20 protein-coding genes are annotated in these 23,545 nt (G+C 36.6%); 7 read left to right on the forward strand and 13 right to left on the reverse strand.

Annotated features, from left to right (window positions below; genetic code table 11):
• Positions 1 to 124: 124 nt before the first annotated feature.
• The 3 genes from OLM61_RS15485 to gcvT form a co-directional block, all read right to left on the reverse strand.
• Positions 125 to 838 carry a YebC/PmpR family DNA-binding transcriptional regulator gene (locus tag OLM61_RS15485; protein ID WP_180909594.1) on the reverse strand — a complete coding sequence of 238 codons (714 nt, stop codon included), beginning with the start codon at positions 836 to 838 and terminating at the stop codon, positions 125 to 127.
• A 219-nt stretch (positions 839 to 1,057) separates the two neighbouring features.
• A complete protein-coding gene (locus tag OLM61_RS15490; protein ID WP_264523529.1) occupies positions 1,058 to 3,088 on the reverse strand; it encodes a S41 family peptidase in 2,031 nt (676 codons plus the stop codon).
• A gap of 303 nt (positions 3,089 to 3,391) precedes the next feature.
• A complete protein-coding gene (gene gcvT / locus OLM61_RS15495) occupies positions 3,392 to 4,474 on the reverse strand; it encodes a glycine cleavage system aminomethyltransferase GcvT (RefSeq protein ID WP_264523530.1) in 1,083 nt (360 codons plus the stop codon).
• A gap of 258 nt (positions 4,475 to 4,732) precedes the next feature.
• Here gcvT and OLM61_RS15500 point away from each other — a divergent pair, with 258 nt between their 5' ends.
• The 3 genes from OLM61_RS15500 to OLM61_RS15510 all read left to right on the forward strand — a co-directional run bounded on the left by OLM61_RS15500 (position 4,733) and on the right by OLM61_RS15510 (position 7,084).
• Positions 4,733 to 5,581, forward strand: coding sequence for an NAD(P)H-hydrate dehydratase (locus OLM61_RS15500; RefSeq protein WP_264523531.1), 849 nt, complete (start codon positions 4,733 to 4,735; stop codon positions 5,579 to 5,581).
• A gap of 347 nt (positions 5,582 to 5,928) precedes the next feature.
• On the forward strand, positions 5,929 to 6,711 hold the full coding sequence (locus tag OLM61_RS15505; protein WP_264523532.1) for a HipA family kinase: 783 nt from the start codon (positions 5,929 to 5,931) through the stop codon (positions 6,709 to 6,711).
• The gene (locus OLM61_RS15510; protein WP_264523533.1) at positions 6,701 to 7,084 is read left to right on the forward strand and encodes a DUF3037 domain-containing protein; all 384 of its coding nucleotides are present in this window, start codon (positions 6,701 to 6,703) and stop codon (positions 7,082 to 7,084) included. Before OLM61_RS15505 ends, OLM61_RS15510 begins: the two co-directional genes overlap by 11 nt.
• A 176-nt stretch (positions 7,085 to 7,260) precedes the next feature.
• Here the strand turns inward: OLM61_RS15510 and OLM61_RS15515 are convergent, their stop codons facing one another.
• Positions 7,261 to 8,373, reverse strand: a complete 1,113-nt coding sequence (locus OLM61_RS15515; protein WP_264523534.1) for a polysaccharide lyase family 1 protein — start codon at positions 8,371 to 8,373, stop codon at positions 7,261 to 7,263.
• 218 nt (positions 8,374 to 8,591) lie between these two features.
• Between OLM61_RS15515 and OLM61_RS15520 the strand changes: the two genes are divergently transcribed.
• Complete coding sequence (locus OLM61_RS15520) at positions 8,592 to 9,161, forward strand: Crp/Fnr family transcriptional regulator (protein WP_264523535.1); 570 nt, start codon at positions 8,592 to 8,594, stop codon at positions 9,159 to 9,161.
• A gap of 182 nt (positions 9,162 to 9,343) precedes the next feature.
• Here OLM61_RS15520 and OLM61_RS15525 read toward each other — a convergent pair whose 3' ends face one another.
• The 9 genes from OLM61_RS15525 to thrA form a co-directional block, all read right to left on the reverse strand.
• Positions 9,344 to 9,892: a HutD family protein gene (locus OLM61_RS15525; RefSeq protein WP_264523536.1), complete on the reverse strand. Its 549-nt coding sequence runs from the start codon at positions 9,890 to 9,892 to the stop codon at positions 9,344 to 9,346.
• A gap of 185 nt (positions 9,893 to 10,077) precedes the next feature.
• Positions 10,078 to 10,584: a GNAT family N-acetyltransferase gene (locus OLM61_RS15530; protein WP_264523537.1), complete on the reverse strand. Its 507-nt coding sequence runs from the start codon at positions 10,582 to 10,584 to the stop codon at positions 10,078 to 10,080.
• Between the two features lie 105 nt (positions 10,585 to 10,689).
• Positions 10,690 to 12,216 (reverse strand): S10 family peptidase, encoded by a 1,527-nt coding sequence (locus OLM61_RS15535; RefSeq protein ID WP_264523538.1) that lies wholly within the window; start codon positions 12,214 to 12,216, stop codon positions 10,690 to 10,692.
• A gap of 402 nt (positions 12,217 to 12,618) precedes the next feature.
• A complete protein-coding gene (locus tag OLM61_RS15540; RefSeq protein WP_264523539.1) occupies positions 12,619 to 12,849 on the reverse strand; it encodes a hypothetical protein in 231 nt (76 codons plus the stop codon).
• Positions 12,833 to 13,357, reverse strand: a complete 525-nt coding sequence (locus OLM61_RS15545; protein ID WP_264523540.1) for a hypothetical protein — start codon at positions 13,355 to 13,357, stop codon at positions 12,833 to 12,835. The genes OLM61_RS15540 and OLM61_RS15545 overlap by 17 nt, the downstream gene beginning before the upstream one ends.
• Positions 13,358 to 13,365: 8 nt before the next feature.
• A complete protein-coding gene (locus OLM61_RS15550; protein ID WP_264523541.1) occupies positions 13,366 to 13,959 on the reverse strand; it encodes a hypothetical protein in 594 nt (197 codons plus the stop codon).
• Positions 13,960 to 14,083: 124 nt separating this feature from the next.
• Complete coding sequence (gene thrC / locus OLM61_RS15555) at positions 14,084 to 15,373, reverse strand: threonine synthase (RefSeq protein WP_264523542.1); 1,290 nt, start codon at positions 15,371 to 15,373, stop codon at positions 14,084 to 14,086.
• A gap of 303 nt (positions 15,374 to 15,676) precedes the next feature.
• Positions 15,677 to 16,600 carry a homoserine kinase gene (locus tag OLM61_RS15560; protein ID WP_264526391.1) on the reverse strand — a complete coding sequence of 308 codons (924 nt, stop codon included), beginning with the start codon at positions 16,598 to 16,600 and terminating at the stop codon, positions 15,677 to 15,679.
• A 144-nt stretch (positions 16,601 to 16,744) separates the two neighbouring features.
• On the reverse strand, positions 16,745 to 19,192 hold the full coding sequence (thrA, locus tag OLM61_RS15565) for a bifunctional aspartate kinase/homoserine dehydrogenase I (protein WP_264523543.1): 2,448 nt from the start codon (positions 19,190 to 19,192) through the stop codon (positions 16,745 to 16,747).
• A gap of 725 nt (positions 19,193 to 19,917) precedes the next feature.
• Here thrA and hutH point away from each other — a divergent pair.
• Genes hutH through OLM61_RS15580 form a run of 3 tightly spaced genes read left to right on the forward strand, consistent with a single transcriptional unit; the run spans position 19,918 to position 23,498 of the window.
• The gene (gene hutH / locus OLM61_RS15570; RefSeq protein WP_264523544.1) at positions 19,918 to 21,432 is read left to right on the forward strand and encodes a histidine ammonia-lyase; all 1,515 of its coding nucleotides are present in this window, start codon (positions 19,918 to 19,920) and stop codon (positions 21,430 to 21,432) included.
• 48 nt (positions 21,433 to 21,480) lie between these two features.
• A complete protein-coding gene (locus tag OLM61_RS15575; protein ID WP_017496503.1) occupies positions 21,481 to 22,125 on the forward strand; it encodes a DUF47 domain-containing protein in 645 nt (214 codons plus the stop codon).
• Between the two features lie 32 nt (positions 22,126 to 22,157).
• Complete coding sequence (locus OLM61_RS15580) at positions 22,158 to 23,498, forward strand: inorganic phosphate transporter (RefSeq protein ID WP_264523545.1); 1,341 nt, start codon at positions 22,158 to 22,160, stop codon at positions 23,496 to 23,498.
• The last annotated feature ends 47 nt before the right edge of the window (positions 23,499 to 23,545 follow it).

The raw sequence follows: 23,545 nt of genomic DNA on the forward strand, positions 1-23,545 counted from the left end.
TTTTGTTAAATTTTTGCCAAACATAAACAATCTCTGACTTTATTCTTTACGGGATTCCACATTATGGCAAAAAAAAACTCCTGATTGCTCAGGAGTTTGATTTATACTATAAAAATGTAAGTATTTACTCTTCTTTCATGGTGTGATAAACGTTCATCACATCGTCATCTTCTTCGATTTTTTCGATTAGTTTTTCAACATCCGCAATTTGAGCTTCGGTAAGCTCTTTTGTAATTTGAGGAATACGTTCAAAACCTGAAGATAAAATTTCAAGACCTCTGTTTTCCAGTTCTTTTTGTAAAGCTCCAAAGCTTCCAAAAGGAGCATAGATTAAGATTCCGTCTTCGTCTTCGAAAACTTCTTCAGCACCAAAATCAATTAGTTCTAACTCTAATTCTTCAGCATCGATTTCACCTTTTGCAATTCTGAAATTACAAGTATGGTCAAACATAAATTCAACTGAACCCTGAGTTCCCATAGTTCCGTTGCATTTATTAAAATAGCTTCTGATGTTGGCTACTGTTCTGTTATTGTTGTCAGATGCTGTTTCAATTAAAATCGCAATTCCGTGAGGAGCGTATCCTTCAAACAGAATTTCTTTATAGTTGGCAGTATCTTTATTACTTGCATTTTTTATCGCACGCTCCACATTGTCCTTAGGCATGTTAGCAGCTTTTGCATTTTGTATTACAGCTCTTAATCTAGAATTGGCATCCGGGTTTGGGCCACCTTCTTTAACAGCCATAACGATATCTTTACCGATTCGGGTAAATGTTTTGGCCATTGCCGACCAACGTTTCATTTTTCTTCCTTTTCTAAATTCGAACGCTCTTCCCATTTCTAATTTTTAGTTTTGTGAGGCAAAAATACGGTTATTCCTTATTTTTCCAAAATCAATCGTATTCTTTTTTAGTGATTGTTAGGACTTAGAAGTTAAAAAAGTTTCAAGTTTCAGGTTTCAGGTGGTTAGTACCCATGAAACAAAAGGGCATCTCGTTTTACAAATTGGTCTTTTGTGAACCAAAAAACGTGAAACCTGAAACCTGAAACAAAAAAGTTATTTAGAAGTATTAAACTCATTAATAACATTCACCGCTTCATTTAAATACGGATTTGTTTTAAGGTTGTCGATCTGGTACTGGTTGATGGTTTTATCATTGGGATAAACTCCGAGTAAAAACTGGTTTACCGTTGAATTGTAAACATCTAACGGATTGTTTTCGTCGTTGAAAGTATTGATTTCCTTCCAAAGAGAATTTACGATTTTCTTTTGTTTGAAAACAGCCTCCAGCGTCATCGGAATTTCTGCTTTTGGTTTATTGACCAGCTGGTCAATTTTTTGATTGATTTCTTTTATATTATTAAAAAAGTAATTGTCGGCCAGTCTTGTTGTACTGTTTTTGGCCAGTTTGTCGATCAGCACGCGCTTTACATAAGGTTTGAACTTTAAGAACGGTGTGATACTATCATTTTTAATGGCAGTAGGGAAATCACTTTCTTTTTGATAAACATCTTCGTAAAATTCCGGAAGAACGACATCGGGTTTCACGCCTATATATTGGTGACTTTTACCTGTAACTCTGTAGAATTTATTAATGGTGATTTTTAAAAAGTCGGTATTTTTAGTTTCGTCAAGCGAAAGAATGGTTTGCATCGTAGCTTTTCCAAGCGTATTACTCCCTAATAATAAAGCACGGTTGTAATCTTGTAATATCGTGGAGAAAAATTCGCTTGCAGAAGCGGTGTTGCTGTTTACCAATATTACAATCGGACCTTTATAAATCAATCCTTTATACGGGTCATTGATAACCGATTTCCCCTGATTGCGGTCTACAACAATAGAAAGCGGCCCGTAATCGATAAACATTCCTGCCAGTTTTATGGCTTCTTCCATCGATCCGCCACCGTTGTCAATCAGGTCGATTACCAGTCCTTTAATATCGTCTCTTTCGAGTTTTATAACCTCGCGTGCCACATCATCGGCACAGCCTTTACGGCTATTACCTTCTAAATCGGCATAAAAACTTGGGATTTTGATGTACCCAATTTTACTGTCTTTCCCAATAATAAAGCTGAAAACAGAGTTCTCCTCGTCTTTCATCACCTTCTTTTCGATATAAACATCAAAGCTTTTGCCTGAATTTCGTTTTAAGGTTAGTGTGATGCTTTTATTGGATTCCGATAAAATCAAAGTCGAGATGGATTCCAGCGAAGCACAGGAAACCTGCAAAGTTTCTTTTTGATTGGATATCGAAATGATCTGATCGCCTTTTTTAATCTGCCCCGTCTGATAGGCAGGACCATTAGGATCAATTTCGGCTACAATGATCTCATTTTTTTCATTGAGATTCACGGTCATTCCCAATGAAAGATGTTCTTTTGAGAGTGAGGCCACAAAGCTCGTTTTAGAATCGTCACTAAAATAGGCCGTATGCGGATCAAAATAGGTACAGAAGAAATTATAGAACTTTTCCTCCTGTTTGGTATTCGTTTCCAGTAACGTGTTAATTCGGCAGATCTCGTTTGTCAGAATTAGTTTTTTTGACTTGAGTTCGATAGATTGGAAATTGGCTTTGATCGAATCTAAGTTATCACTTGTTTCGGCTATCTCGTCCAAAATCTGATAGCGGATTTTTTTGAGCCATACTTTTTCGATATCTTCTTTTTTCAGGTAAAAAGGAAATGATTTTTTATAAAATCGTATCGTATCGTTTTTGTTGTAATCAATAGGGTTGGCCTGAATTTTTTCGAGAACCTGTTTGGTTCTCAAAAGCCCTTCTTTGTATTTGGAAGTAATATCGGCGAGAAAACTACAATCGTTACTTAGAATAAAATCATCTAAGTTGGTACGGTATTTTTCGGCCATTTTATCGTATTCCGTTTTGAAAAAAATATTTCGGGAGGGATCCAATTCGTTAATCAGATTATCAAATACGAAAATCGACAAACTGTCATCTACCGGTTTAGGTCTGATATGTTCCTCCTGAATAACTGCATTTATTTTGTTGACTATTTCACAGGTTGGGTCACTACTTTGACTAAACAGAAAGTTTGTGGTTAACATCAATGCCAGTGCAATTTTTTTCATAGATGGAAATCTTCGTTCAGATTAAAATTACGCTTATTTTTTCATAAAAGGCTATACTTTTCTAAAAATTCTTACATTCATATGATTTTTATTCTGGAGAGTTTTTGCCACGAATTCACGAATTTGTTTAGTTTTTTTATGTCTAATCGTACCGGAATTTTTGACGATGAAACTTGTTACGTTCTATAGATTCATTAGAATCAAAAAGAATCAATTTAATCCTTTTAATCTGTGGCAAAAAAAAACTAAAAAAAAAATGCATCACTTGTAAGTAATGCATTTTTAAAATATTAGGATGGAATATTATTTCTTATAAAAAGGTAATTTGACCACTTTTGCAGCTACATCATTTTTTCTGATTCGGATAAAGATATCACTGTCAACAGCACTATTAGGTACGGTTACATATCCTAATCCAATACCTTTATTCATAGAAGGTGACATTGTTCCTGAAGTTACGATACCAATTACAGCACCCGAAGCGTCTACAATTTCGTAATCGTGTCTTGGTACTGCACGCTCCTGCATTTCAAAAGCAATTAATTTGCGGCTAACACCTTCTTCTTTTTGTTTTTTCAGATTTTCTGAATTGGTAAAATCTTTAGTGAATTTAGTAATCCAGCCTAATCCTGCTTCTAATGGTGAAGTGGTATCGTTAATATCGTTTCCGTACAAACAGAATCCCATTTCAAGACGTAAAGTATCACGTGCTGCCAGTCCGATAGGTTTAATTCCGAAAGCTGCACCCGCTTCGAAAACTTTCTTCCAAATAGCTTCGGCATCAGCATTTTTGCAGTAAATTTCAAATCCACCAGAACCGGTATAACCCGTTGCAGAAATGATTACATCACTAAAACCAGCAAAATCAGCTACTTCAAAATGGTAATAAGTAATAGCTGCAAGGTCTATAGAAGATAAAGGCTGCATAGCCTCAACCGCTTTTGGTCCCTGAATAGCCAGTAAAGAATAGTCATCAGAAAGGTTTTTCATTTCAACACCCAAATCATTGTGTGAAGAAATCCAGTTCCAGTCTTTTTCGATATTTGAAGCATTTACAACCAGTAAATACTCTTCTTCTTTCATTTTATATACAATCAAATCATCTACAATTCCACCTTCATTGTTTGGCAGACAAGAATATTGTGCTCTTCCAATAGTCAAAGTTGAAGCATCGTTTGAAGTTACTTTTTGAATCAAAGCCAAAGCATTTGGGCCTGTCAGTAAAAATTCTCCCATATGCGAAACGTCGAAAACGCCCACGCTGTTGCGAACTGTTTCGTGTTCAGCATTTACACCCTCATAGGTAATGGGCATATTATAACCGGCAAAAGGTAGCATTTTCGCTCCCAAACTCTCATGTATGTGCGTAAGCGCAGTATTTTTCATTGTGTTGTTTTATAAAATTGTGTCGCAAATTTATTTAAAAAATACCGAAGATTTATATACTAAATTATTAAAATTCGCAATATTCTTGCCTAATTTATGCATACGTAGCAATATCCTCTAGTTTGGGCAGCCTGTTGTGTTTTTGTTTTTTAGGGATTAAGAGAAACAGCACAGCGGTAATACAATCTGAATTTTAGGGCTGCATGAAGTGTCTCTTTCTTCATTTTTTATGTAACTTTAAGACATTAAATCAGTTCGATGAAAGATCCATTTTTAATCACAAAAGAAGAGATTCTGAAATTCTACAAACCGGTAAATCCGTTGACACATAAAGGACTTCAGGGGCATGCGGTTATAATTGCGGGAAGCTATGGCAAAATGGGAGCAGCGGTTTTGGCCTCAAAATCCTGCTTAAAATCGGGTTGTGGACTCGTAACTGCTTTTATACCCAAATGTGGTTATCAAATTCTGCAAATCTCGATTCCCGAAGTGATGGTGCTTACCGATGAAAACACCAATTTTATGACTAGTATTCATCTTCCGTTACTGCCTCAGGCCATTGGACTAGGTCCGGGAATCGGGCAGGAGCTGGGTACGCAAAAGGCTTTATTTGAATTTCTAAGAGTTAATAAATCTCCTTTAGTACTGGATGCCGACGCTTTGAATATTCTGGCGGAAAACCTCTCCTGGTTAGAACTGCTTCCCGAAAACACGATTCTCACACCACATCCCAAAGAACTGGAACGTTTAATTGGGAAGTGGAATTCGGAATCCGAAAAATTTCAAAAGACGATTGCTTTTTCAGAAAAATACAAAGTTATTATGGTCATGAAAGGAGCACCGACCTATATCATCATCAAAACTGAAATCTACGAAAACACGACCGGAAATGTAGCTTTAGCCACTGCCGGAAGCGGAGATACTCTCACCGGAATGATTACAGGCTTATTGGCTCAGGGCTATGAACCTAAGTATGCAGCAAAATTGGGTGTTTTCCTTCACGGATTAACCGCCGATATTACACTGCCAGAAACCGGTTACCAGTCGTTTATAGCATCAGATATCATCGAAAATCTTGGGAAAGCCTTTTTGTTTTTAGAGCATTAGGTTTTTAGATTGTCAACATCTAAACCCGACAGGTTTTTAAAACCTGTCGGGTTTGATAACGGTTTGTTATGACGAGGATATTAGTTTTCAATTTTTTAAAATGTGTCGCCCCTATAGGGCTCTTTAAATTTGAGGTATGCATTTGAAACCGGATTAAAATCCGGTCTTACAATATCTAGTCGAGCCAATGGCTCTTTTTATCCAACTAAAGCAACACTCTAAACCCGACAGGTTTTTAAAACCTGTCGGGTTTGCTACATTACGGTATCAAACATTCCACATCAAACATTTCACATTTCACATCTTACCTTTAAAATCTGCAATCAAAAATCAGTAAGTTTGTATCTATGAAAAATACTTTTGATCTGAGAACGGTAAATGTTACCCGTTACATCACGCCTTTGCGCGAAGGCGGTTCCTTACCCGCTTTGGCAGAAGCCGATGACGATTTTAAATACGTCTTAAAATTCAAAGGAGCCGGTCATGGCGTAAAAGCTTTGATCGCCGAATTGGTAGGCGGACAAATAGCCAAAGCTTTGAAACTGAAATTGCCGGAGCTGGTTTTCGCCAATCTTGATGAAGCTTTTGGAAGAACGGAAGCCGACGAAGAAATTCAGGATTTACTGCAAGGAAGTCAGGGATTAAATCTGGCGCTTCATTTTTTATCGGGAGCGATAACATTCGACCCTGTTGTTACAACTGTAGATGCCAAACTGGCTTCGCAAATTGTTTGGCTGGATGCTTATATTACAAACGTCGACCGTACCTTCAAAAATACAAATATGCTGATTTGGCATAAAGAATTATGGTTAATTGATCATGGTGCATGTTTGTATTTCCATCATTCCTGGAACAATTGGGAACAGCATGCCAAAAGCCCGTTTGCTTTGATTAAAGACCATGTTTTATTGCCACAAGCGTCACTTTTAAAGGAAGTTGATGCCGAATTTAAAGCGCTTTTATCACCGGAAATACTAGAAGAAATCGTAAACACAATTCCGCTGGAATGGCTGCAATGGGAAGATACCGACGAAACGCCGGAGACCTTGCGCAACGTATATTTACAGTTTTTGCAGACCCGATTAAATCATTCAGAAATCTTTGTAAACCAGGCACAAAATGCAAGATAGTCACTTATATGAGTATGCCGTAATTCGCGTGGTGCCTAGAGTAGAACGTGAAGAGTTTCTGAATATCGGAATCATTTTGTTTTGCAAAAAAAGCAAATTTATAAAGGTTCTTTTTCGTTTGAATAAAGAAAGAATACAAGCTCTTTCTGCCGATTTTGACATCGAACAGTTAGAATGTAATTTAACGTCATTAGAAAAAATTGTTAGGGGTACTAAAGATGGAGGACCGATCGCTGCATTTGATATTCCGGAACGTTTTCGATGGTTGACCGCAATTCGAAGCTCGGCCATACAAACCTCAAGGCCACATCCGGGTTTGTGTCAGGATTTAGAAAAAACGATCCAAAGATTATTTGAAGAATTAGTTCTTTAGGAGAGGTTCAAAGGTTCAAAGGTTCAGAGTGGCAAAGGTTTTATACTCTTTGTCTTTTCTTTACTGTTTTGCCAATAAAAAAAACAACCACATAAATAATTTAAGAATTTGTAAGGCTAACGGCCTGACAGGCTTAAAAAATTTATGTGGTAAAAAAAACTAAGTTGGATTTCTAATTAAAAGGACCCGCAGATATTGCCGCCTAAAGTTGCTCCTGCATTGGCAGAGATATCAGCTTTAACAGCAGTTTTGTTCAATTTTACGATCGAATAGGGTGGAGTAAAAGCAGTGCCGCTTCCGGCTTGATTTCCGGTTGTATTGGTAAAAACATTGTCCGTTGCTGTAACAGCAGTAAAACCGCTCATTAGATCGATTGGAGTTTTTACACCTTCAAAAACGTTGCTTTCTACATTTAAATTAGCTTCAAAACCTGCCGCAATACATTTATTACTTACCGTGCTGTTAAAGAAGTTGTTTACCAGATGTACTTTTCCAAAACGAACTCTTGGCATTCTTTCTTTGCAACCAGGAGCCCACCAGCAGCGAGCGAAAGTGATTCTTAATTTTCCGCGATCGGCAGTTGCACCGTCACTGGAACCAATCAAATTAGAGTACCTGTGATCGTCAGAACCTCCGGGACCTCCGGCTTTGGGAGCTTTTAAATAACCGAATTTTGTATAAGATACCGTAATGTAATCTGATTTATTTTTGATGTCGAAGTTTCCGTCAACTCCATCTCTGAATTCACAATGGTCCACCCATACATTTTGACAATCATCTAAAATAGCATTGTCCCAGCCATCTGTATCATAAGCTCCGGGTCCTTCAAAAATAAGGTTTCTGATAATTAGATTCGTGCATCTTTTGATGTTGATGATACCCGAACCATCTTTCGTTTGATTGGTAGAAACCAGTTTTGCACCGCTTGCACCGTAAATGGTTTTACCGCTTTGGTCCTGTAGTGATAATCTTGTAGTAACCGTAATTGTACCACTAACTTTGATCACTTTTACAGCACTGTTTTCAATAGCCGATTTCAATTGAGCATAATTCGTTACTACTTCTTCTGCTGATGTACCTCCACCAGTCGTTCCTCCATTTTGAGAAGCCCATCCGGGAACCTGAGCACAGTTTCCAATTTTTGCCGTCAAATTGCCTGAGGCAGTTGTGGTGGTTTCTAAAAGAGCATTTTCACTGCTTTGTGGTGTTGCAATTTCTTCGGTATTACAGGCTGCAAAACCGAGAACCAGCGTTAGTAAAAACGCTGAGAATGTTGATTTAAATTTCATAATAATTAAGTTTGGTTAAATAGTTAATAGTGCAAATCTGCTTATAATTAGTATGAAAAAAGTTGAACTTGTTCAATGTTTTGAAAATATTTTACTATTAATTGTGCCCGCAGTAACCTTTACATTACAAAAAAGTATATTTTTGCGTAATCGATTACATTATTTTTCATTCATTCACATACTTACGCCCCTGAGTAAGAATAAAAAGTAAAAACCACATGTATAAAAACCTACGATTGAGTATTGAGCGCAAGATTCCGTTAACGGACGAAGAATGGAATTTGGTGGTGGAAAAAGTAAAGTTTATTAAACTTAAAAAAAATGAATTTCTGCAGATTCAGGATTCAAACAGTTCTTATGAAGGTTTTATTTTAAAAGGTACTTTCAAAACGTATATTCTAAATGATAATGGTACCGAAAGTGTCATTTTCTTCTCTTTCGAAAACGAGTGGATCTGCGATCTCGAAAGTTTCTATCATCAAAAACCAACCACCTATAATATTAAAGCGATTGAAGACAGCGAGATTTTAGTGATTAGTAAAGCCAACAAAGCGCTTTTGTTTGAACAGGTACCCAAGTTGATTCAGTTTCACATTTTAATGGTTGAAAGGGCCAATATTGCCATTCAGCAGAGACTTATTGATGTACTAAACAAAACTTCAAAGCAAAGATACCTCGAGTTTATAGCACGGTATTCGCACAAGGCGGAGAAAATCAATAATCGAAATTTATCCTCTTATCTTGGGGTTTCACATGAATTTTTATCGAAGATTAAGAGGAGTTGCTAAGGTTCTAAGGGGTTAAGTTTTTTTTGTAGTGTGGTTTTGAAAAATAGAGGCAAGAAGAAAGAAGCAAGAAGCATAAACTTTGCGTCTTCGCGTCTTTGCGAGCATATGCTGTACCAACCAAAAAAACTTTGCGAATCTTTGCGTAACCCTTCGCTAACGTTGCGGTTAAATTCATTCCGGGATTAAAAATCCAATATCCCAAACAGACATTTATCAGAAAAGTGAAGTGTTATATTTTCCTTTTCCGGATTTTCAATTACCAACAAATCATAAGACTTTAGATCGTATGATTTCTCATTAATTTTGATAACTGCTGTATGTAACGAAAATAAAAGTACTATTTGAGCATTACAACTTTGATTGCCATCTGTTACTTTCAGCTTGTGATGGGATGTTTTTTCAGAAACCATCCAATTAAAGTCAATGCCTTTTGTATAAGAAGTCACTTCATCATCCGAATTAAATTCCATGATTTCATATTGTTTATATTCTTTTTTTTCTTTGTTTATCTCAACATGTAATTGGTTGTCAAGCATAACCAAGTATCGATGATAGCCCTTAAATTGGGTAAACTCTGAAGGCTCTTTCTCTATGGTGGCACTGCTTATTCTGAATGTAAAATCTCTATCGGCATAATTTGCTGTTTTCGGATAGATCATATATTCGTAGGTCAATCCACCACTCCAAACAGAGGCTTTACTATTTTCTTTAGGTAAAAGGTGTAGGTTCATTTTTTATTATTGGAGGTTCAGAGTGGGATAATAACAAAGGTTCAAAGGTTTTTATGAGGTACTAAGGTCCTAAGGTGCTGAGTTGTTAAGTTTTTTTAGCTTTTACTCTCAAACCTGAAACCTGAAACTTGAAACCTGAAACTTGAAACATTAAACATTAAACTTGAAACTTGAAACAAATAAAACTAAATAATCTTCTCTAAGAAAATAAACTCCAGAGGATTCTCTGAAATAGTAACGTGAATCTCGCTTTCAGGAAAAGCTTCTCTTTCGCCTGTATCAACATAGCCATGACGTTTATACCAGGCAATAAGCTCTTCGCGAACCGATATCACCGTCATGATAATACTTGACAATCCTAAAGCTTTTGCATGATTTTCGGCTTCCGACAGCATCTTTTTTCCGATACCGCTATTTTGTAATTCCGGTGAAACCGTTAACATTCCCAAATACAATTGATGTCCTTTTTCGACTAGTAAAACCGAACCAATAAGGGTATTATTCTCCGTATATTTCAGAATTGTGTTCTTAGGATTTTGAATTGTTTGGGTCAATTCTTCTTCGTTGGTTCTTTTTCCTTCTAATAAATTGGCTTCGGTCGTCCAGCCTTTTTTAGAGGTTTCGCCTCGATATGCTGAATTGATTAAGATATTCAAAGCAGGAATATCGGCTAATGTTGCTTTTGAGATCATGAAATGTGTTCTGTAATTATAAAGTATATTTTAAAAAATTTTTCTTGCCTCCAGCTTTAGCCGGAGACAAGAAAATTGCATTAGAAGATGGCTTTAGCCTCATCTTTAGTATTTTGCAGGTTGCCCGGCTTTAGGTAAGGATTGTTTTATAAAGGTTCTGATGTCTTCGTTTGCAGCTTCTAAGTCTGCTTTTCTTAAATACATCATATGACCGCTTCTATACCCTTTCCATGACATTCTACCGGTTAGTTTTCCACTTGGGTCCATTTGCCATAAATCGTATTTAGAATTAAAGTAGTCACATGCACCATCATAATATCCGGATTGCACCATTACATGCAAATATGGATTTTGTGCCATAGCTTGTCTCAGGTTTTCTCCTGTTCTGTCATTAGATCTGTCCCAAGGATGCACAGAGCCAAACATATTGTATTTAAAATCAGTTTTGTAATTCAGATTGTTGCGCAAGTACATATTGATGGCCGGTGTAAACGAATGCAACCAGGAAGTAAGTTCGGCATTAAAATCAGGGCTTTCGCCTGAATCTTTGCGGTCAATTCCTTTGTATCTGGAATCAAGTCTTCCTACCGTATAGCCCTTATCTCTCAATAATTCTTTCCAAAAATAATCGTAAGGAACATCTAAATTGTTTTGCTGGATTACTTTCTCCGGAATACCTGAATAACGTGCTATTTTAGCACCAATTTCTTTTCTTTTTTGTTCGTCCAGAGAGCCTCCTTTGGTCAATGCAGGAAGAAGCTCATTTACGGTAAAATCTTCAACTTCGGGTAACATATCAGTTAAATCTTTGTTTTGCAGATCAGGAGGAAGCATCTTGTGATACCAGGCAGTAGCTGCAAAATAAGGCAATTTAAGAGCAGCATCAGAAACGACTCCGCGTGTTATTCCTAATTCAGTTGGGGAAACCAAAATCACTCCGTTAAGATACATCCATTGGTTGTTTTGCAATTGAAGCGCTAATCCCGAAACGCGGGTAGTACCATAACTTTCGCCTATCAGGTATTTTGGTGAAGCCCAGCGATTGGTGCGGGTTACAAACCCATTGATCCAGTCGGCCAGGTATTTAATGTCGGCATTTACACCAAAGAATTTTGTAGTAGGAATGTCTTTGCTGGTAGGTCTTGAATAGGCTGTATTAACAGGGTTAACAAAAACGATATCAGCAACGTCTAAGATCGAATACGGATTTTCCTTTATTCCGTAAGGCTGCAAGGGGTAGCCCTCATCATCAATATTCAACAAACTTGGCCCTGTATAAGCAATCTGCATCCAAACCGAAGCAGAACCCGGACCACCGTTAAATGAAATAACCAAAGGACGCGAAGTCTGATCTTTTACATCCGAACGCTCATAATAAGTATAGAACAATCCGGCAATGGCTTTTCCGTCTTCATCCCAAACCGGCATCGTACCCGTTGTGGCTTTATAAGGAACTTTTTGTCCTTTTATGGTAGTCGTATGATTTGTGATGACATTAGAATCCGGATTGAAAGTAAGATTAGAAGGCGAATTTTCTTCTTTTGCAGGGGCTTGGGGAGCTTTTGGTTTTGATTCCTGAGCATAGGAAGCAAAAAATCCAGCCAGAAGGAATGTAATTAGTGTTTTTTTCATAGAAATAGAGAGTTGTTTTAATGATGGGATTTCAATGCTCTAAACTGGTAAATATTTAGAGTTTTTAAAGATATAAAAATAATAATAAGTGATGATTTTTAATTTTTAGGATAGACCAGGTAATTTTAGGAAGGATGGTGCAGGGTAGGGATGTGCATGTTTTTTTTGAATGACCTCCCGCTCAATGTCATTTGGCTAAAGCCCAATTCTTATTTTGAATACAAAACCCCCAGCTGAAGCTGAGGGCAATTGAATTGACCTGTTTTAAGGTTTATTTTTCAGATTTTTTTGAATAGCCTCCAGCTTCAGCTGGGGGAAAAAGGAAAAAGATCGAATAGGGTAGAATGGCTTTAGCCGAAATTGTTGCGATTGTTAGCCCGATGAGAAACAAATTGCTATATTTCATTTTTTTTGTGATTCAAAATAAGCCAAACGGGTTTTAATTCTTTCGACGATATTTAAGTCACTGTCGCCATGAATATCTCTTATGTTGTAATTCGGATTTCTCGGATCAGTAGTTTCCTGAAATTCATTTACGCCAAGATTAAAAAGCGCTTGTCCAAATCTTTGACTTGGATTTTTTTCTAAATAAGATTCTATTAGGTCCAGTATAAGTTTATGTTCTTTTTTCATTGGAGGTGTTTTGACTTAAATTTTCTAAAAATTTTATTGGGTCAGTGAGAAAGGATGTTGCATTTGAAGTTTTGATACTTTTAAGAATATCTTCTAATTGTGGTTGAAAAATAGCTCCTTTTAAATCGATTAAAACAAATTGATTTTTTTTGCAGAGGTTTAGAATAGATTGAAGGACTTTTATAATATTTGATTCCTTTCTTAAATCAATTCGAAACTGAAATTCTTCAACTTTGGATTTATCGGCACTTAAACAGATACAGGCATCATTATCTTCATCATTATCTGCATTTCCTTTCCAGCTTAAATAAGTTTCATCGTTCCAGTCAGCTTTTGGAATAATTTGATCAAGTTCAGAAATAATCGAAGAAATATCACCATTGAAATTTTTCCATAAAGAATTTGTAGGAGGTAAAAAATCTGATTTGTTATTTTTGAAAATGCATTTATAGTTACTATCAATTGAATTTTGAGGAACTACAATTAAAAGATATTGCCAGATTGCCATTAGTTATATTATTTAGGAGTGCTCTTTATTATTTTCTCAATCAATGCGTTTTGATTCTTAATGACCTTTTCGAATGAGGATTTCTTAGGGATATTTTCATTCTGATATTTTTCCATTACCGGAATTGTCAGAATAATTTTTAAGGCCGTATGATAATCACTAATAGCTTTACGTTTTTGATAAATTGTTTTGAGTAATTGGTTTAGTTCAGTTGTTTTTTGAATGTATTTTTCATTACTTTTTTCTAAAACATTAAGTATTTTGTTTTTTAAAATGGTGTCTCTTATTAGATTTACTTTACTATCTGCGTATCGATAATAATCTTCTGATTTTTCATTATAATTATCAAATAGATTTAAAGTGTCTTTTGGATTAAATTTTTCTAATTCACTCTCTAAGGTTTTCAGTTCAATAGAATTACTTACAAGTTCTTGATAAATTTCTTCAGATAAATCATCGTGGCTTCGATATCTTCCAATACTTATAGTTGTTTGTTCTTGCAAGGCTTCTGGGATTTGGTTTTTCTGAACTTTATGAGTTGGCTCAGTTTTATTGCAAGAGATTAAGGTTAATATCGATAGGATAACTATTTTTTTTAGCATTTATATATTTTTTACATTAATTAATTCTAAATCAAACATAAGAAACTTATAAAAAGAAAGCCACAAATTACGGTAAAATAAATTTCTGTAATTTGTGGCTTTAAAATTTTATAAAGAGATGAAACTACCCCAAAAAGGCTTTCAACTCTTCATAACTCTTAATCTTCACACTAACTTTCTCCTCATTGATAACACTCTCAATTTGAGCAGGAATAGGAAGTGTAATTCCTAAAGCGGGTTCAACCACATCCAGGAACTTGATAGGATGTGCTGTTTCTAAGAAAATACCAATTGCATTGGGGTGTTTTTCCAATTCTTTTTTCAAACCTAAATAGCCAACAGCACCGTGTGGTTCTGCAATATAGCCGTCTGTGGTATAAATATTTTTTAGAGCAATAAGTGTTTCTTCGTCGGTATAACTATATGAAGAGAAGTCTTTTTCGAAAGCTTTTAAGTCGTTGTTATACAATTCCTGAATTCGGATAAAGTTACTTGGATTTCCAACGTCCATAGCGTTTGAAATTGTTGTTTTTGAAGGTTTTGGATCGTATTTTCCGTTTTCTAAGAATCGGGGTACGGTGTCGTTTACATTGGTAGACGCTACAAAATGTTCGATGGGTAATCCTAATCTTTTTGCCATGATTCCGGCGCAGATGTTTCCGAAGTTTCCACTTGGACAAGAGAAAACCAACGGTTTGTTTTGACTTTTCAAAGCTTTATAAGCAAAGAAAAAATAGAACATTTGCGGTAACCAGCGCGCAATATTGATAGAATTGGCCGAAGTCAGATTTTTATGTGCTAACGTTTCATCTAAAAACGCTTTTTTGACCATATCCTGACAATCATCAAAAACTCCGTCAACTTCAAGGGCTTTAATGTTTTGTCCTAAAGTGGTCAATTGTTTTTCCTGAATGTCGCTGACTTTACCTGATGGATATAAAATCACGACATCTACACCGTCAACGCCCAAGAAACCACTGGCAACAGCACCCCCGGTATCTCCGGAAGTAGCTACAAGGACAGTGTTTTTACTGTCTTTTTTGTCTTTGTTAAAATAGGCCAGACAGCGTGACATAAAACGTGCTCCAACATCTTTAAAAGCCATGGTTGGGCCGTGGAATAATTCCAGGGAATAGATATCTTTTTCGACTTTCACCACCGGAAAATCAAAACATAAAGTCTCGGCAATAATTTCTTTTAACGTCGAAGCGGGAATTTCGTCGCCAACGAATTGCTGGATAGCTTCAAAAGCAATTTCTTCATTGCTTAAATTTTCAATGGTGTCAAAAAAGGAGACGTCTAAAGCGGTGATGTTTTCGGGGAAGTACAATCCTTTATCACTCGCAAGTCCTTGTATTACGGCTTCCTGAAACGAAACCTTTGGAGCATTATGGTTTAAACTATAGTATTTCATTGTTGTTTTTGCTTTAGGCTTTAGGCAGTAAGCTTTAAGCTTTTTTGCCTTGCATATAATTTATTCAATTCGTTTTAATCGTATTTTTTGTCAGACTGAGCGAAGTCGAAGTCTGGGCTAAATAGGTAATTCCACAATCTTGTCATTTCGAGGAACGAGAAATCACATTAGGAACTCGCCAACAGTGCGTCATCATTGGTGTGATTTCTCCTTCGTCGAAATGACAAACTAGGCGTGGACTTCGACTTCGCTCAGTCTGACAATCTATCTCTATATTTTTTTAATTCTAAATTATTTATTGCTTTAAAGAATCCTCACGCCATCGGGATTAATCTTCGAAACATGAATTTCATATGGCAAATTCATTTTTTTATAAACATCGCTCATGGCTTTGGCGATTTGATCGGCGGTATTTTTTCCTCTGCTTAAAGCGAAAATCGAAGGACCAGAACCTGAAATTCCTGAGCCTAAAGCACCGTTTTCAAGCGCCGTTTGTTTGATTTGATCAAATCCCGGAATCAAGACACTTCTTAAAGGTTCAACGATTTCGTCATGAAGCGATCTTCCAATCAAATCGTAATCTTTGGTGTATAAGCCTGCTACAAGCCCGCCTACATTTCCCCACTGCATGATGGCACTTTTGAGTGAGACGTTTTGTTTTAGTACCGAGCGCGCATCCGAAGTTTTCAATTCAATTTGAGGATGAACCACGGTAGCGAACAATTCTTCGGGGCTGTCAATTCGAATAATGTCTAAGGGCGCGTAACTTCTTACGAGCGTAAAACCGCCCAAAAGGGCAGGAGCCACATTATCGGCATGCGCATTTCCGCTGGCTAGTTTTTCACCCTGCATGGCAAATTGTACCAAATCTTTACGGGAATAAGGACGTCCCAGGAGCTCATTGATTCCAAAAACCGCTCCGGCAGAACTGGCAGCACTGCTTCCAATTCCGCTTCCGGCTTTAATATGTTTGTAAATTTCGATTTCGAAACCAAAATCCAGTTCGTCTAAAGTTTCCAGCATCGCCAGAGCCGCAACCCCTGAAACATTTTTATCGGTTTCTAAAGGCAAATTGGCTCCTTCAATTTTAGTAATTCGGACTCCTTTCTGAGCGACTTTTCGAACAATCATTTCGTCGCCCGCATTGTCTAAGCAAAGCCCAAGCACATCAAATCCACACGAAAGATTCGCAATAGTTGCTGGGCAAAATAGTTTTATTTCTTTCATTTTTATAGGTTCAGAGTGGCAAAGGTTCAAAGGTTCAGAGGTTTTACTACTCATTATTTTTATTTTAAGATTCAAAGAGACAAAGGATCATAGGTTGAAAGCTTTTAACTTTGTTGCTTTGAACCTTTGATCCTTTGTACCTAACTAAACGTTTCCAATACGAATCACATCCGCAAAAATTCCTGATGCGGTTACGGCGGCACCTGCTCCGGCGCCTTTGATCAGTAATGGCTGATCTACGTAGCGATCGGTGTAGAAAAGTACAATATTGTCTTTTCCTTCTAAATTGTAAAAAGGATGCTCTTTTGGAATGAATTGCAGACCAACACTTGCTTTTCCGTTTTCGAATTGTGCTACATATTTCAATCTGGAATCTTTGCTCAATGCTTCGTCATATATTTTAGCAAAATGAGGAGCATGTTGCGTTAAAGAAGCAAAGAAATCTTCGTTGTTGGTTGTGGCAAGACATTCGGCTGGTAGGAACGATTCGTTGGCGATTGCATCAATATCCATTTCGTAACCGCTTTCGCGAATCAGGATCAGGATTTTACGGGCTACGTCGATTCCGCTTAAGTCAATTTTAGGATCCGGTTCGGTAAAACCTTGTACTCCGGCTTCTTTTACAACATCATGAAAAGAATTGTCTTTGTCGAAATTGTTGAATATGAAGTTCAGACTTCCGGATAAAACAGCCTGAATTTTATGTACTTTATCTCCCGAAGCAATTAAGTTTTTTACCGTATCTATAATTGGTAATCCAGCGCCAACATTGGTTTCAAACAAAAATGGAGCGTTGTATTGACGGGATAAGTTCTTTAATTTTTTATAATTGTCATAGGCAGACGAACAGGCAATTTTGTTGCAGGTCACTACCGCAATACTCTGTTTTAAGAAATTTTCATAGGTTTCAGAAACACTCGCATTTGCAGTGATGTCGACAAAAATGCTGTTGCGTAAATTCAGTTCTTTCGCACGGGCGATAAAGGCTTCTTTATTGGCGTTTTCACCTTTGTCGAGAGCCGATTGCCATTCTTTTAAGGAAATTCCGTCCTCGTCAAAAAGCATTTTTCGGGAATTAGACAAAGCGATCACGCGTACGTTAATCTTCAAATTGTCTTTTAAAAACCTTCTTTGATTGTGAATTTGCTCGATGAATTTTTCACCCACATTTCCAACACCCATCACAAATAAATTGAGCTGTTTGGTGTTTTCTTCAAAGAAGTTTTCGTGTAAAGTGTTCAATGCTTTTTTAACGTCTCTTTCGTTGATTACTGTAGAGATATTGCGCTCAGATGCTCCCTGTGCAATAGCACGGATGTTGACATTGTTTTTTCCTAAAGTACTAAACATTCTACCACTCAAACCTTGATGGTTTTTCATGTTTTCACCTACCAAGGCAATAATGCAAAGGTCTTTTTCGACAATACAAGGATCGATTTTGTTTTGTGAAATCTCTACTTCAAAAGCTCTGTTGATTGCAGCCTCTGCATTTTCGGCATCCGAATTAAGGATTCCGATACAGATAGAATGCTCAGAAGAAGCCTGAGTAATAAAGATCACGTTGATTTTTTCCTGCGACAATACTTCAAACAAACGTTTTGACGAACCCGAAACTCCGATCATTCCAGGACCTTCAAGTGTTACTAATGAAATATTATCGATATGACTGATCCCTTTTACAACCGTATCTTTCGACGAAACCTGATCGGAAATTAGCGTTCCTTCGGCTTCCGGTTCAAACGTGTTTTTGATTAAAATGGGAATGTTTTTTCTTAAAACAGGCTGAATGGTTGGCGGATACAGCACTTTGGCTCCAAAATGCGATAACTCCATCGCTTCCTGATACGAGATGGTAGCAATAGGGTGGGCCTGCTTTACGATTTTAGGATTGGCAGTAAACATTCCGTTAACATCCGTCCAGATTTCCAATTGTTCAGCTTCAAGTGCTCCGGCAATAATGGCCGCAGTATAATCAGAGCCTCCACGACCCAAAGTAGTAGCGATTCCGTCAAGAGTTAAAGCAATAAATCCCGGAAGTATATTGATTTTGGATTGGTTTTCGGCAAAATATTCCCTGATCAGCTGGTTGGAAACTTCGAAATTAACAACTGCTTTTCCAAAATTGTTGTTGGTCTTAATCAGTTCACGGCTGTCTTTGTAAACCGCATTTTTATTCGTTTGCTGGTACGCCTGTGCAATGATGTAAGACGAAAGTAATTCTCCAAAACTTAAAATGGTATCTGAAGTTCGGGGAGATAATTCGCCCAGTAAAAAACAGCCGTCCAATAAAGTTTCTAAGTGATTGATGATTCTTTTTACATGGCTTAACAAGCTGCTTTGCTCGCTAACCGGAATCAATTCTTTTAAAGTGTCAAGGTGTTTTTTCTCGATTTCGGCAACAATTTCTCTGAAACTTTCATCGTTAGCTGCCGCTTTTGCAGCTGCCAATTGCAGTAAATCAGTGACTTTGCTTAACGCAGATACTACCACAACCAATTGATCCTGCTTCGATTTTTGGTTTATAATTTCGAGAACTAGTTTTATATTTTGTGCATTGGCAACCGAAGTTCCGCCAAATTTTAATACTTTCATTTTTGATGTTTTTTAATAAGGTGCAAAGATTTTTAGTAACAAAGGTTCAAAGGTTATCAACTGTGAACTGAAACTGAAAACTGCGACTATTTTTTTCTTTGTAAATGTTTTTTATGTATCCAATAACTCTCTTCTTCTTAGAAAAAAGTACTAGGTAACCTGGATGATATGTAAAATGTATACCCCTAAGGGGTAGTAGTTGTTGTAGAAATGGTTGTAGCAGCAATTGCAACTCCGGTTTGAGTTGTTAGTGTAGAATGATATTTTGCGCTGTTACTTTTCATTTAGGTTTTTCAAAAGTACAGTTTTTTATAAAAGTTAAAAATCTTTCGGGCCTTTTTGTGAATATTTTAAAAAATCAAATGGCATCAAATTAATATTGAGCTTTTGTCAGAATTGAGTCTGTTAAATTATTGGATTCGTATAAATATACGGGTTTATATTTGGTGTGGACAGAGTTAATAGGTTGATTTTTAATCCCAAATAACACTGAAAAACGTCATTAGTCTATAAGTTTACTAGGAATTGAGTGCTTTTTTTAATTTTCTTGTTAAAATTTGAAGGGATCATTTTGACATAGAAAAAACGATCCCGATTTTGTATGATTACTATTGTGAAAAGAACAAAATCGGGGAATTTGTGAGAATCAAATTTTAATTATTAGGAATAAATGTTGCTTTTTAATATTGATTTGCTGAATTTTGAAGTCTTAAATTTAAAACAACATGAGAGAAATCCATTATATAAGTACGGAGACCTTAAGTTTAGAAGCTTTACAGGAAATTATTGTCAACCAGAAAACGCTTGAGCTATCAGAAGAAGCAAAAGTAAACGTTCAGAAATGTCGTGATTATTTAGATAAAAAAATGGCTTCCCATTCAGAACCTATCTACGGAATCAATACTGGTTTTGGATCACTTTGTAATGTGAAAATTTCAAATGAAAACTTATCTCAGCTTCAGGAAAATCTGGTAAAATCGCATGCTTGCGGAACCGGAGAAGAAGTTCCTGCTGAAATTGTAAAGCTGATGTTGTTGCTTAAAATTCAGTCTTTGAGCTACGGACATTCCGGAATTCAATTGCAGACCGTAGAGCGTTTAGTCGATTTTTACAATAATGATATTCTTCCTGTAATCTATACTCAGGGATCCTTGGGAGCTTCAGGAGATTTAGCGCCTTTAGCACATTTATCTTTGCCTTTATTAGGGGAAGGAGAGGTTTTATTTGAAGGAAAAAAAACAGCTGCTGCTGAAGTTTTAAAACATTTTGGATGGGAACCTATCGTTTTACAGTCCAAAGAAGGTTTGGCTTTGCTAAACGGAACTCAGTTTATGAGCGCTTATGGAGCACATATTTTATTAAAAGCCTATAAATATTCGTATTTGGCAGATTTAATCGGAACTATTTCATTAGAAGGTTTTGATGGAAGAATTGAGCCTTTTAACGAGTTAATTCATTTTATCCGTCCTCACAAAGGGCAAATTGTAACGGCACAACGCATTACGGAGTTTTTAGAAGGAAGCCAGATCATTGCTCAGGAGAAAAAACATGTACAGGATCCGTATTCTTTCCGTTGTATGCCACAAGTTCATGGTGCTTCAAAAGATGCCATTGATTATGTTAGAAAAGTATTTAAAACCGAGATCAATTCGGTTACAGACAATCCAAATATTTTTATAGAAGCCGATCAGATCATTTCAGGAGGAAATTTCCACGGACAACCTTTGGCTTTGGCATTGGATTTCATGGCAATTGCTTTGGCTGAATTGGGAAGTATTTCTGAAAGAAGAACGTATCAGTTGATTTCAGGACTGCGTAATCTTCCTGCGTTTTTAGTAGATAATCCGGGATTGAATTCAGGATTTATGATTCCGCAATATACTGCTGCCAGTATCGCAAGTCAGAACAAACAATTGGCAACTCCGTCAAGTATCGACAGTATCGTTTCAAGTAACGGACAGGAAGATCATGTGAGTATGGGAGCCAACGGAGCTACAAAAGCATTGCGTGTTATGGATAATCTGGAACGTATTTTGGCAATCGAATTGTTGAATGCTTCTCAGGCGATTGCTTACAGAGCACCTTTAAAATCAAGCGATTTCATCGAAATGTTTTTGAACAGTTACAGAGAGGTCGTGCCGTTGGTTAAAGAAGACAGAATTCTGCATTATGATATTAAAAAAACAGTTGAATTCCTTGACAGTTTCCAAATTGAAAACGATTTGTTAACAATGGCTTAACATGGCAAAATAATATTGAAGTAATTTTGCACTATCAAAAATATAAAAATGTCAATAAACAGTATTTTCCAATTTTTAGTGCCGAAAGACAAGAAATTCTTTCCACTTTTTGAAGAAGCTTCAAGCAATCTAATTGAGTTAGCTTCTAATTTACACGAAGCTGTAAACCTTCCATTAAAAGAAAGAGAAGTTCTTTTTCAAAAAATTGATGAGTTAGAGCAAAAAGGAGAAGACATTACACGTCAAACCAATCTTGAATTGAGTAGAAATTTTATCACTCCATTTGACAGAGAGGATATTCATACATTAATTACTTCAATTGATAACGTTGCCGATTACCTTCATGGTGCAGCAAGCAGAATGAAATTGTATCAGGTAGATAAGATTACAAAATCGATCAGAAAAATGACCGAAATCAACCTTGAAGCTTGTCAGAATATTGACAGCGCTGTAAAAGAGTTGAGTAACTTAAAAAACATGAACATTATTAAAGAAGCTTGTGCCAGAATTAATAAACTGGAGAATAAGTCGGATAATGTTTATAACAAAGCAGTTTTTGAAATTTTTGAAAACGAAACAGACGCTAAAAATATTATTAAATATAAAGAAGTGTTATCTGTTTTAGAATCAGCAACAGACAAATGTAAGAGTGTTGCGAACATACTGGAATCTATTTCTGTAAAACATTCTTAATTCAATTTATTTCATTCTGAAGTTATAATTTTATGACGCTACTTATAATTATTATAGTATTAGCTTTAATTTTTGATTACATCAATGGTTTTCATGATGCAGCAAATGCTATAGCTACCGTTGTTGCGACAAAGGTTTTGACGCCCTTTCAGGCCGTTCTTTGGGCAGCATTTTTTAACTTTCTGGCCTATTGGGTTTTTGGATTTGGTGTTGCCGATACTGTTGCTAAAACAGCGCACACCATGGAGATTAACCTGGTTGTAATTCTTGCCGGTGTTATTGCGGCTATTTGTTGGAACTTATTGACCTGGTGGTTAGGAATTCCTTCAAGTTCTTCGCATACTTTGATCGGTGGTTTTGCCGGAGCAGCAATTGCGCATGCGATTGCAGTGCACGGATTCTCAGGATATGTTGGTGAAGACGGAACAACGCACTACTGGTACGAAATCGTAAGCTGGTACAAAGCTGGTAAAGACGGTGGAATGCCTTCGGGAGTTCTTATTATTATTGCTTTTATTGTCTTAGCACCATTATTGGGGGCTTTGGCTTCTTACTTAATTTCGATTTGGTTGTTAAATGCTTCTCGTAAAAGTATTGGTCCAAAAATATTTACAGTGGCCTTAATGATAGCAACAATCTGGATGGTGAGCAGTTTAATGGTTCCTTATGAGGAGATTGTTAAGCATGGAAAACCACGTTTCGAATCTCATTTTTGGAGTGTAGCTTTTGATCCGCATAATATTAAATGGTTTTTAGTTGCTTTTATCATCTTAACGGTAAGTTTGTTTTGTTTGATATTCAGTAGTTTGAATCTTCATCAGGCAGACGCAGCGTTGAAAAAAATGCAATTGTTATCTTCTGCGGCTTTTAGTTTGGGTCACGGAGGGAATGATTCTCAAAAAGTAATGGGTATTATTGCAGCTGCAGTAGCAGTTTATATCAACACCAATCCGGGTGTGCATATGGATTCCTGGTTAGATGTTGTTTTACCAAACGATGATTTAGGTGTAAAAGGAGTAATGCCGGGATGGATTCCTTTGGCTTGTTATTCTGCAATTGCAGCCGGAACTTTAAGTGGTGGATGGAAAATTGTGAAAACAATGGGTTCTAAAATCACAAAAGTAAGCTCGTTTGAAGGAGTTGCAGCTGAAACTGCGGGAGCTTTGACACTTTATTTTACAGAGCACTTAAAAATTCCGGTAAGTACAACACATACCATTACAGGTTCTATTATTGGAGTTGGATTAACAAAACGTGTTTCCGCTGTTCGTTGGGGAGTTACCGTAAGTTTAATCTGGGCCTGGATACTAACGATTCCTATTTCGGCTATATTAGCTGGTTTGGTTTACTTTGTATTGAGCGTATTTATGTAATAAATGATTATTGTGAAATGTGAGAGGTAAATCACATTTTATCGAAA

Origin of the sequence: Flavobacterium sp. N502536, assembly GCF_025947345.1 — a bacterium.
GTDB lineage: Bacteria > Bacteroidota > Bacteroidia > Flavobacteriales > Flavobacteriaceae > Flavobacterium.